This is a genomic window from Kitasatospora sp. NPDC056138, assembly GCF_042264695.1.
GTDB lineage: Bacteria > Actinomycetota > Actinomycetes > Streptomycetales > Streptomycetaceae > Kitasatospora.
Genome location: NZ_JBHJVK010000035.1, coordinates 1 through 12,303, shown reverse-complemented (window position 1 = coordinate 12,303; position 12,303 = coordinate 1). Strand labels below are relative to the sequence as shown.

Sequence of the window (12,303 nt, the reverse complement as noted above, 5' to 3'; positions counted from 1 at the left end):
GAAGGACAGAGACGGCCGTCCGCCCCGAGGACTACGCGCGTCCCCGGGCCCGACCTTCGACAGACGCCTCAGTCACGCCCTGAGGCCGACGGCTCGGCAGCACGGCGCACCGAGGATGAGAGGCAGTCAAAGAACCTCTTCCTCGTACCTCCGGAGCTGACATGTCGATGCAGGCAGCCGCCCCCGTGCCCGCCCACTCCCCCACGGGTTCCGTCGCCGCCCGGGCCACCGGGCTGTGCAAGGTCTACGGCCAGGGCGAGACCCGGGTCGTCGCCCTGGACTCGGTCTCGGTGGAGTTCGGACGTGGCCGGTTCACCGCGATCATGGGGCCGTCCGGCTCCGGCAAGTCGACGCTGATGCACTGCATGGCGGGTCTCGACTCGGTCTCCGCCGGCTCCGCACAGATCGGTGACACCGAACTGTCCAGCCTGAACGACCGTCAGCTCACCCGGCTGCGCCGGGACAGCGTCGGTTTCGTCTTCCAGGCGTTCAACCTGCTCCCCACGCTGACGGCGCTGGAGAACATCACGCTGCCGATGGCCATCGCGGGCCGCAGGCCGGACCAGCAGTGGCTGGACACGGTCGTGGCGACCGTCGGCCTCTCCGGACGACTGGGCCACCGCCCCGCTCAGCTGTCCGGCGGCCAGCAGCAGCGCGTCGCCGTGGCCCGCGCGCTCGCGTCCCGGCCGGAGATCATCTTCGCGGACGAGCCGACCGGCAACCTGGACTCCCGCGCCGGCTCCGAGATCCTGGGCTTCCTGCGGGACTCCGTACGGGAGTTGGGCCAGACCATCGTGATGGTCACCCACGACCCGGCGGCCGCCGCCCACGCCGACCGCGTGGTCTTCCTCGCCGACGGCCGACTCACCGACGAGCTGCACGCACCGACCGCCGAGGGCGTCCTGGACCGGATGCGGCAGTTCGACACCGGGGCCCGCACCAGCTGACCCGACCGCCCGCACCCCGTGCCGACCTCCGCCACACACCCTGGAAGTGGGACCACCACCATGCTGCGTACAGCCCTGCGCAACGTCTTCGCACACAGAGCCCGATTGGTCATGACCGCCCTCGCGATCACACTCGGCGTCGCCTTCGTCTGCGGCACGCTCGTCTTCGGCGAGACCGTCACCCAGGCCCTTCGCGGTGCCTCCGCCAAGAACCTCAAGGACGTCGCCGTATCCGTACAGGCCGCGTCCCGGCGGAACCCCGACAGCGAGGCCGACGACACCCGGTCCACGGCGCTCACCGGTGAGCTCGCCGACAAGGTCCGCGCCGTGCCCGGCGTCACGTCCGTGCACCCCGTCGTCAACGGCACCGCCACCCTGGCAGCCAAGGACGGCCGGCCGCTGAACGCCGACAACAACTGGCAGAACCTGGCGACCAACTACGCACCGGACACCCCGGGCTCGGACCGGGACAGCCGTTTCCCGGTCAGCGCCGGACGCGCCCCCACCGCCGGCACGGAGATGGCTCTGGACCGGCGCACCGCCGAGAAGGCCGGCTACCACATCGGTGACTCCGTCCGCTTCGCCACCCTGGGCCCCACACTCACCAAGACGCTGGTCGGCACCGTCGACACCGACGACCCGCGCGTGACCGCAGGCGGCAGCCTCGCGCTCTTCGACACCCGCACCGCACAGCAGCTCTTCCTGCAGGCGGACCGGTTCGACGAGCTGGCCGTCGGCTCCGCACCCGGCACCGACGACCAGGAGCTCACCAGCAGGATCCGCGCGCTGCTGCCCGCCGAGGGCATCACGGTCACCAGCGGAGCCCAGCTCGCGAACGAGCAGGCGGAGCAGATCGCCGAGAACACCAAGGAGCTCACCCGGATGCTCCTGGCCTTCGCCGGGACCGCGCTGTTCGTCGGCGTCTTCGTCATCGCCAACACCTTCACCATGCTGATCGCTCAGCGAAGCCGTGAGACCGCGCTGCTGCGCGCCGTGGGGGCCTCGCGCCGCCAGGTCGTCCGCGCGGTCCTCACCGAGGCCGGACTCCTCGGACTCGGCGCCTCCGCAGCTGGAATCGCGCTCGGAATCGGTATCGCGACCGCCCTGCGGCCGGTCCTCGACGCGAGCGGCGCGGGCCTGCCGGACGGCCCCCTGGTCATCTCCACCGACGCGCTCGCCCGGTCCCTCCTGGTCGGCGTCGGCGTCACCGTGCTCGCCGCCTGGCTGCCGTCCCGCAAGGCCGCGAAGGTCGCACCGGTGGAGGCACTGACCACGGTCGACCTGACACCGCCCAAGCGCAGCATGGTGCTCCGCAACAGCCTCGGCAGTCTGCTCACCGGCATTGGTGTCCTCACCATGCTGTACGTCTCCACGCAGGAGAACGGAGCCGACAACAACCTCAAAACCGCCGGACTCGGCTCGGTGCTCACGCTGACCGGCACGATCGTGATCGCACCACTGCTGTCCCGGCCGCTGATCCGGCTCTCGGGGGCGTTCACCACCCGGCTCTTCGGCGTCAGCGGCAAGCTCGCCGAGGAGAACGCGCTGCGCAACCCGCGCCGCACCGCCGCCACCGCCTCCGCCCTGATGATCGGGCTCACCCTGATCACGGGCCTGAGCGTGACCGGCAGCTCCATGAACGCCGCTCTCAAGGCGGCGGCAGTAGGCGGTCTGACCGCGGACTACAAGGTGTCCAACACCGGCTCCGCCGGCCTCGACCCCGCACTCGGCGCGAAGGTCGCCGAAGTCCCGGGCGTCGCGGAGTCAGTGCCCGTCGCCTCCTCGAACCTGGGGGCGCGGGGCAAGTTCGCCGCGCTCACCGGCGCGGACCCGCAGCGGCTCGGCAGGGTCTTCGACCTGAGGTTCAGCAGCGGCTCGCTCGCAGACATCGGCCCCGGCAAGATCGCGCTCTCCGACAGGCTGGCCAGGTCCACCGGGCTGTCGAAGGGCGACACCTTCCAAGGCACGCTGGGCCACGGCCACAAGAAGGAACTGACCGTCGTCGGTGTCTACCAGCAGACCCGCACCGTCGGCGGCGCCGTGGGCACCATGGACGACGTCCTGCCGTACGCGGACGGGGGGAAGCTCGACAGCATTCTGGTCAAGGCCGCGCCCGGCCGGAACACGGGCGGCCTCGACCAGGACATCCGCAACGTCCTCGGCAACAGTCCGCTCCTCCAGGTGCGGAACCAGGAGCAGTTGACGAAGGCCCAGTCCGGCCAGATCGATGCGATGCTCAACATGATGTACGGCCTGCTCGGCATGACCGTCGTCATCGGAGTGTTCGGCGTCGTCAACACCCTGGCCATGTCGGCCTTCGAGCGGACCCGGGAGATCGGGCTGCTGCGCGCGATCGGCCTCGACAACAGGGGCGTCAAGCAGATGGTGCGCCTGGAGTCGGTGGTGATCTCGCTGTTCGGCGCGGCCCTGGGCATCGGCACGGGGATCTTCCTGGCCTGGGCGTGCGGCAGCCTCACCAAATCCTCGCTTCCGCAGTACGAGATCGTGCTGCCCTGGGCGCGGCTCGGCCTGTTCCTGCTGCTCGGCCTGGCGGTCGGGGTACTGGCGGCGCTCTGGCCGGCCCGGCGGGCGGCCCGCCTGAACATGCTGCGGGCGATCAACGCCCAGTAGCGCGGGGCGGACTCGCACCACCGCATGACGGGACCGTGAGCGTTCGTGCCGTGTCCCTCCGCTCTTCCGAGCGCCCGTCGGACGGCCCCGCGTCATGGGGCCGTGATGTCAGGGTCCGCATCACGGCCCCGGGCCGATTTCGATCTCCCGGCTGACGGAAAAGCATCTTGTCCGCCCGTGACACTGGGTGAAAGTTTTGCCACGTTCGGTATTGATCGTGGACGTCGGTTCCCGGCGACCACTGACGTACGAGGTGGCAGGCTTGACGGAGATCCAGCACCTGGCGAAGGTCTACAGCGACCGCGCCTACGTGCACACCACGACCGTGCGGCACCAGGGCAGCACGGTCGCGTTCGCGATGGACGAGCAGCGGCGCATCGTCTACACGGTCCTGGACCTGTCGCAGCACGACGAGGCGCGTGGTGAGGCGGACGCGGCGTACTGGTCGGAGAATCCGCTGCCGCTGCGCTTCCCGGCCGAGCTGGCCCGGGTCGGCTACGCCGTGGCCGGCGCGGTACGGATGCCCGCGGTCAAGCGTGGCGGGCGGGTCGAGGCCGGTGCGGAGGAGCGGCTCGACGAGGACGAGCTGGACCCGTTCCTGTCCAGCACGGCCCGGCTCGGCGCCGCCGCCCCCTTCCACGTCGTCTCCGACGGCACCCACCTGTACGTGCTGCGCCAGTCCGTCCGGGCCGACGACGTGGACGCGGTCTTCCGGCTCTCCGACGGCACCGGCTCCTCGGCCGACCCGGCGCGCACCGACTACCTCACCCGAGGCGGCGCGGGCAAGGTCGCACTGGTCGACGCCACCCTGCTCTGCGACCGCTTCGTGCTGGCCGGCGGCGAGTTGAAGCCGGTGCTGGAGGTCCGCTACCGGCGCAGCCGTCACAAGGGCCGCCCGGACTCCGGGAAGGACAGCCTCGGCACCCGGGACATGGAGGGCCGGGCGTTCCACGAGCCCACCCAGGAGCTGTCCTTCGTCCGCAACCTCTCCGGCGGCAGGTTCACCGCCCTGCTGGTGCCCACCGCCGTGCACGGCCGGGAGCGCTGGCAGTTCTTCGCGCACAACGACGCCACCGGCCGGATCGACGGCTTCAGCGTCGAACGCAGCCGCGACGGCCTGTTCAACACCCAGGGCTCTCAGGCCTGGACCAGCCCCGACGAGCGCCACCGCGACGCCGTCTACGAATTCGCCCCCGGCAGCTGCCCGTTCACCGGCCGGCCGCTGGTGCCGGTGCTGAGCGAGAGCGGCCACGCCGAGACGGCACTGCGCTTCGACGGCGTCGACGACCTGGCCGAGCTGCCGAGCAGCGCGCTCCCCCTCGCGGACTCCGACTTCACGGTGGAGTTCTGGGCCCGGCGCACCGCGACCGGCGGCCGGGAGGACTTCCTGCTCGGGCACGGCGCCGCCGCCGGGGTCAGGCTGCGCAGCCTGCACATCGGGTTCCGCGCGGACGACACCTTCGCCTTCGCCTTCTACGCCGAGGACCTGAACGTCCAGCAGCGCACCACCGACACCGACTGGCACCACTGGGCCTGCGTCTTCGCACGGGACACCCGTGAGCAGATCGTCTACCGCGACGGCGTCGAACTCGCCCGCCGCACCACCGACATGCCCTACGCCGGTCTCGGCCCGCTGACCCTGGGCCGCGCCCTCGGCTCGTACGGCCGCGCCGAACTGGACGAGGTCCGGATCTGGAACCGCCCCCGCAGCGGCGAGGAGATCGCCGCCGACCGCCTGCGCCGTCTGATCGGCAACGAGTCGGGACTGGCCCTCTACTACCGCTTCGACGAGGGCTCCGGCGACAGGCTGTACGACCAGACCGACAACGCCCGGCACGCCACCCTGCGCGGCGGCCCCGCCTGGATCACCTCCGACGCCCCGGTCGGCGAGAACCCCGGGGTGCGCCGCGACAGCTTCGCCTTCACCGGGCGCAAGGTGGTCTCCGGCCTCTCCGCGGTGCTGCACCACCAGCAGGAGGCCGCACCCGCCGGGTACGACGGCGCGGCCAAGCCCGTCAAGCGCCAGGCCCGGGTGCTGCTCGCCTGCGCCACCGGCGGCCCCGACCCGGTGACCGGCAGCGCCTCCGACGAGGCCTACGTCGCCACCCTCGACCTGGGTGTCGGACGGGACGGCCGACTCGCCGAGATCCCGGACGAGCTGGCCCTGCCGGTGCTCGCCGCCCCGGAGTCCAGCGGCACCGTGGACGCGGCGTCGCTGCTGGAGGCCCAGGTGGCCGCACTGACCCAGGACACAGCCGGAACCGAGGCGGAGATCACCCGGCTCCAGCTGGAGACCGCCGAGATCCCGGACGTGGAGCGCCGGCGCGCCGAGGCCCGCACCGCGCTGGAGAACGAGCCGACGTACTGGCGCTACCGGCTGCGGTTCAAACTGCCCAAGGACGGCAAGGAGCAGTACCTCGCGGTGGCGGGAGACCGCAAGGACAACCAGGCCCCGCTGGTGCGCACCGCCAACCGGCAGGCCGCGTCCACGCTGTGGACCTTCGAGCCCACCGGCACCGACCTCAACGGCATCACCTGCTACTTCGTGCGGAACGTCAACTCCGGGCTCGACATGAACCTCGACGGCGGCCGGACAGGTAACGACGTCCCGCTGATCCAGTACTCGCGGGAGGCGAACAACGACGCCACGCACTTCGCGCTCGACAGCTGGAACGGCTACGGCCTGGTGGTCCGCCGCACCGGCAACCTGGTCGCGGCCCGGGACAGCCAGGGCGACCGCATCGTGCAGTACGACTACACGGCGGCGAACACCTCCGGCGAGGGCGTGCTGGTCCTGGAACGAGTCGACGCCTCGCTCAGGACCAGCCCGGCCAGTGACCGGCTGAACCGGCAGATCTCCGAACTCGACAGCCGGCTGCAGGTGCTCGGCATCAAGCAGGAGCGGCTCGGCGAGCTGCGCCGCGACCTGGTGGCTCAGCAGGCCCAACTCGCCGCCAGGCGCGAGGAGCTGGGCCGGCTCACCGGCGGGGTGCGCGGCGCCGACGACATCGCCCTGCCGATGCCGCAGCTCTCGGTGGACCGCACCGGGCTCAGCAGCTCGGGTGCGCTGCTCGCCTTCGCCCGGGGCACCGACCGGCCGTTCCTGCTGGACAGCGCCACCGGCAGCCTGGTGCTCTACTTCCGGGGCACCAACGGGCAGTTCTTCGCCGGCTACTACGACACCCGGGTGCTGCGCTCCTCCCGGCAGCTGGCCGCCGGCGGCAGGGCGGTGACCTTCACCGCCCGCGACGCGGCCACCGACCTGGACCGGGCGGAGATCACCGTCGAGGCCGGGGAGCACCCGGCGCAGGTGCGGCTGACCGTCCGCCGCGACGGACAGACCGAGCAGTGGTCCCATCTGCCCCGCCGGGCCGAGGACTTCGCCGCCGTGGTCAACGGCGCCGACGAGCAGCCCGTGACCATCGGCACCGTGCTGCGGATCGACGGCGACGTGGTGCAGTTCACCGAGGGCACCCTCGCCCCGCTGACCGGCCCGGGGTTCGTGACCGTCGGCGGCCACGGCTTCCGCTTCGAGGGCAGCCATCCCATCGGCGCCAAGTCGCTGCGCCTCGGCGCGGGCGGGGATGTGACCCTGCTCAAGCCGGGCATGAGCGTGCAGCGGGTGCGCTACGACCACCGCTGGTCCACGGCCTCGCAGCCCGGCGTCGCGCTCTCGGCCGGCTCCCGGCTGGTCACCGTCGACCCCGGCGGTCTGGCCGAGATCCCACTCGGCGGCGCGGACGGCCTGGTGCGCGGGCACAGCGGCCGCTGGCGCGCGGACATGCCGGGCCGCGCGTACGCCTTCGACGGCCAGGGACGCTTCCTGGCGCTGCCCGCCGAACAGGTGCCCCGGGCAGCGACGCCGGGCGACCTCACGCTGGAGACGTGGATCAACCCGGAGCGGGTCGAGGGCCCGGTACGGCTGCTGCACGCCAACACCGGCGACACCCCGTACGGGCTCGGGCTGGTCGGCGCTCCCGCCGTCACCGCGCTGGCCTACGACGGGGTGGGCGCCGCCGCCGTGGTGCCCGGCACGTTCGGCTTCGGGGACGGCGACTTCACGGTGGAGTTCTGGGCCCGCCGCACCACCATCAACCCAAAGGCCCACTACCTGCTCGGCCACAGCACCGAGCAGCAACGGAACAACGAGTCCCTGCACATCGGCTTCCGCTCCGACTCCTCCTTCACCTTCGCCTTCTGCGGCGACGATCTGACGACGGACCGGCAGTTCGTCGACACCGAGTGGCACCACTGGGTCTGCGTCTTCCAGCGCCAGGCCCGCCAGCAGGTGATCTACCTGGACGGCCAGGAGATCGCCCGCCGCACCGCCGACGCCCCGTACCGGGGCCAGGGCCGGCTCTCGCTCGGCACGGTGCTCTGCTGGCCGGGCGAGTTCGCCTCCGTCCACCTCGACGAGGTCCGGCTCTGGTCGACGGCGCGCGGCGGGGACGACGTGCGCGCCGCCATGAAGCGGCGGCTGACCGGCGCCGAGACCGGGCTACTCGGCTACTGGGCCTACTCCGCCCCGGCGCCCGGCGCGCAACCGGTGCTGGCGGACCGCTCCGGCAACGACCGGCACGCCGAGCTGCGCGGCAAACCCGGCCCCGTCCCGGCGCGTTCGCCGATCGACGAGGGCGGCTACCGGGCGGTCGCCACCGTCGGCGACCGGCGGGTGGTCAGCCGGGAGAGCTTCCCGCTGCGCGAGTGGAGCCACCTCGCCGCCGCCTACCGGCAGTCCTGGGCGGTCCGGTTGGACGGCGAGGCGTACCTGGAGGTCGCGGACGACGACACGCTGGACATCGCCGACGACCTGACACTGGAGGTGTTCACCCGACTGGAGCGGCTCGGCGAGACCCAGGGCCTGCTCTCCAAGGGCCGCACCGCCGACGGCGCGGGCGGCAGCGTGCCGTACCGGCTGGCGGTGCTGCCGGACGGCCGGCTGGAGTTCGCCTTCGAGGAACCGGCCGGCCGAGCCGTGCGCTTCACCTCCACCGAGGGCGTCGAGGCCGGGACGTTCCACCGGATCGCGGTGGTCCGCAAGGGCGGGCGCTCGATGCAGGAGCAGAAGGGCAGCCGCCAGATCAGCGCGGTCGGGGCGGACGGCAAGCCGGTCACCCGGAGCGTGGAGCTGGTCGAGTCGGTCGAGGTCCGCGAGTGGCAGGACATCCGCTTCCACCTGGACGGCCGGGAGATCGGCGCGGCCCGTTACGAGGGCCCCGGCCCGCGCGGCAACGACGCGCCGCTGGAGCTCGGCCGGGCCCGTGACGGCTCGACGGTGCAGCCGCTGACCGGCGTGCTCGCCGAGGTGCGGATCTGGGGCGCCGCCCGCGACGCGGCCCGCCTCGGCACCGCCGTGACCGCCCGCGACCGGGGCCTGGTCGCGCACTGGCGCTTCGAGGAGAACGCGGGCAGTACGGCGGCCGACGCCACCGGCTCGCACCCCGCCCGGCTGCGCGGCGCCCGCTGGGTGCGCAACCCCGATCCGCACGGCAGCGTCTTCCGGCTCTACCGCAACGGCGTCTCGGTGGCCTGCGACCCGGCCGGCACCCCCGGCACGCCCGACACCGCTGCCTTCGCCGACCCGGGCGACGCCCAGCTCACCCTGGGCGCGGTGGTCAGGGGCGGCAAGGCGGTGGAGTCGTTCAACGGCGTCCTGGAGGAGGTGCGGATCTGGCGCACCGCCCGCACCCACGAGCAGCTGCTGGACAACCTGTTCACCCGGCTCAAGGGCGAGAAGGAGGACCTGGTCGCCTACTGGCCGTTCGACCGGGACTCCACCGAGCCTGACGTCGCCCAGGTCCGCGACGACGGACTGCGCGGCAACCACCTGAGCCTGGGCGCCGAGGCGACCCGCCCGCGCACGGTGCTCTCCAGTGCGCCGGTCTCCACCGACACCGCGCAGGTCCGCTCGGCGCTGGCCGGGATGCGCACCCCGTTCCACGAGAGCGTCTCCGCCGCCCCGGCGGTGGCCGAGTACGCCGACATGCAGTACGGCGCCCGGGGCGAGGCGTTCGGTGTGCTCAAGCGCGCCTACAGCTACCTGCGGGAAGGGCGCTGGCACCTGGTCACCGGTTACAAGGTCGGCGAGCTGGTGAGCGAGTGGGTCAGCCAGATCCAGTTCGACCCGCAGCTCGTCGGCTACGTGGAGGGCGCCCCGCCGGTGCCCTCGGAGAACCTCACCGCCGGGCTCATCGACCCGGGCAGCGCCACCTTCGAGGGCTCCTCCTCGGTGCAGCTCACCGAGGCCGAGCAGGTGGTGCGCTCGCTGTCCTCCGCCAAGGAGCGCAGCGTGGACGCCGCCTTCGGCTTCGCGCTCTCCAACGAGGTGGACGTCGACGTCTGGATGATCACCGCCCCGCTGGGCTTCGGCATCGCCAAGGCGATCGCCAAGGGCGGGGTCTCCGCCGGGGTGCGCGGAAGCCTGGAGTTCTCCAACAGCTGGGCCGAGGAGACCTCGGTCTCCCAGGGTGAGAACACCGCCCGCACCACCAAGGTCTCGCTCACCGGTCACTGGGAGGACCCGGGCCGGCTGCTCAACCCCACGACCGGACGGCGCTACGTGCCGGCCAACACCGGCTTCGCCGTGGTGCAGTCACAGACCGCCGACGTCTTCGCGCTGCGCCTGGCGCACAGCGGAGCGCTGGTGGCGTACCGGATCCAGCCCAACCCGGACATCCCCAAGGACTGGAACGTCATCCCGTTCCCGATCAACCCGCGCTACACCAAGCAGGGCACCCTGGACGGCACCGTCGGCTTCGACGAGCGGGGCAAGGTCGCCGACCCCGACTACCAGGGCACCCGCGACCGGGGCGAGTACAGCTACTTCAAGCCCCGTGAGGCGTACGCGCTCAAGCGCCGCATCCAGCGCGACCAACAGCGTCTGCACAGCTACTACGACACCGTCTCCACCGAGACCCAGGCCCCGGACCCGACCGCGCAGCGGGCCGGGCGGGTGCTCGGCGGTGCGATCGGCGCGGACGCCTCGCCGGCACGGGGACGGGAGACCGCCGACAGCGCCACCGGCCAGGGCTTCTCCCGCCGGGACCTGGTGAACACCTACGTCTGGACGGCCGCCGGCGGCTTCTTCGCCGAGACCACCGAGACCACCGACGTGGTCAGCGAGACCACCTCGGGCTCGTACTCGCTGTCCGGCTCGGTGGGCACCTCGATCGGCACCTCGTTCCAGATCGCCGGGATCGGCATCGGCGCCCAGCTGGACGCCTCGGTCGGCGGCGGGATGACCGCCACCCGGGCCCGGGGCAAGGAGGCCACCCGCTCGTTCGGGCTGGCGGTGCAGGTCGCCCCCGGCAGCAACCTGCAGCGCTACGACCAGGACCGCAAGCCCGTCTTCGACCAGGACGGACAGCCGGTCAAGGTGCCCGGCAAGGTGGACGCCTACCGGTTCCTCAGCTTCTACCTCGGCGAGGACAGCGAGCACTTCGACGCCTTCTTCCACAAGGTGGTCGACCCGCGCTGGCTGGAGAACGGGAGCGACCCCAACGCGGCGGCGCTGCGCCAGGCCCGTCAGTCGGACCGCAAGCCGCCGTGCTGGCGGGTCCTGCACCGGGTCACCTTCGTCAGCCGGGTGCTGCCCGAGGTCCCGCCGGCCGGGGCGGCGCCGCTGGAGAAGGCCATGCGGCAACTGGACGTGGAGAGCAACTACGAACTCGTCCGCCGCCTCGACCCGTACGTGAAGGGCGCCGCCACCGGCCTGCCCGAACTGGCCGAGGCCACCCGCTCGGCCCTCGCCGCCCAGCTGCCGGAGCTGCTGCCGCACGCGGCGGACGTGACCGGCTTCCTGGCGCAGTACTACGGCGTGGAGGCCTGAGCACCCGGTGGGGTGGCCTCCGGGCCCGCGTGCTTCCGGAGCCCACCCCACTGCTCGGACGGGCGGACGTGCTCCAGGTGAATGCCGGTGGTGGGCGTACCGGTCCGGGCGAGGCGTGAGCTGAGGGAGGCGGAGCGCCTGGGCACCAAGGCCGACGGCGAGGGCTGTCCGCTGCTCCCGCCCGGGCACGCTCGGAGCTGTTCGCGAAGGGCGGCGGACCGGATCTCGACCGGGCGGGCTCCGTGCGGGTCGGTGCCGGCAGGTGGGCGAGGACGATCAGGAGCCGTTCCAGGAGATGACCAGGAGAACGACGGTGATCGCCAACGGGACGGCGACGAGCAGGGCGCACCCGATGGCACCGGGCAGGTTCTTCCTGCGGAGGCGCCGATCGAGCAGCTTGGCCTCGGGGGTGTCGTTCCGCCAGTGCGGCTGGAGCTCCGCGGTGCCGTCGGCGATCGCCCCTGCTACCCGGGCGACGTCCGCGGGGTGGTACGTGCGCCACTTGCTCTCGCCCCAAGTGGAGTGCGACACAAGGAGGTTGTCGCGGACTCCGTTGGCATTCGCGGTGGCGTGCAGGCAGGTCGCCCGGATGGTCGGCCAGGCTCGGGCCAACTGCCTCTCGGTCAACCAGGCGACGTGCTCCGGATCGGCTGCTGCCACGGGCGCACCCTCTCTCTGCTCGCAAGCAGTCTCCCCCCGCTCCGGCCGGACAGGCAACATCCTTTTCCGGTAACCGACTTGACTCCTCATGCCACCACTGCGGACTGGACGTCCAAGAGCGTCCGCCGGCGAGTCAGGGCGAGCGGCTTCGGGCCCGGGGGTGTAATAAGCGTGCGGAGGGGAGGGCCCCCGCCCGACGACCTGGGAGGTGGGGGGGTCGAAAAACGCGCGGGTGAC

4 protein-coding genes are annotated in these 12,303 nt (G+C 72.3%); 3 read left to right on the top strand and 1 reads right to left on the bottom strand.

All coding sequences use genetic code 11. The annotated features are described in order from the left end of the window. Nucleotides 1-161 precede the first annotated feature (161 nt). The 3 genes from ACFC1R_RS21375 to ACFC1R_RS21365 all read left to right on the top strand — a co-directional run bounded on the left by ACFC1R_RS21375 (nt 162) and on the right by ACFC1R_RS21365 (nt 11,406). A complete protein-coding gene (locus tag ACFC1R_RS21375) occupies nt 162-947 on the top strand; it encodes an ABC transporter ATP-binding protein (protein WP_375940834.1) in 786 nt (261 codons plus the stop codon). A gap of 60 nt (nt 948-1,007) precedes the next feature. Then, a complete protein-coding gene (locus ACFC1R_RS21370) occupies nt 1,008-3,578 on the top strand; it encodes an ABC transporter permease (RefSeq protein WP_375940832.1) in 2,571 nt (856 codons plus the stop codon). 262 nt (nt 3,579-3,840) lie between these two features. After that, the gene (locus ACFC1R_RS21365; protein WP_375940830.1) at nt 3,841-11,406 is read left to right on the top strand and encodes a LamG-like jellyroll fold domain-containing protein; all 7,566 of its coding nucleotides are present in this window, start codon (nt 3,841-3,843) and stop codon (nt 11,404-11,406) included. Nucleotides 11,407-11,682: 276 nt separating this feature from the next. On the opposite strand, the gene ACFC1R_RS21360 is transcribed toward ACFC1R_RS21365, so the two are convergent. Continuing rightward, a complete protein-coding gene (locus ACFC1R_RS21360) occupies nt 11,683-12,066 on the bottom strand; it encodes a hypothetical protein (RefSeq protein ID WP_375940828.1) in 384 nt (127 codons plus the stop codon). Between the last annotated feature and the right edge of the window lie 237 nt (nt 12,067-12,303).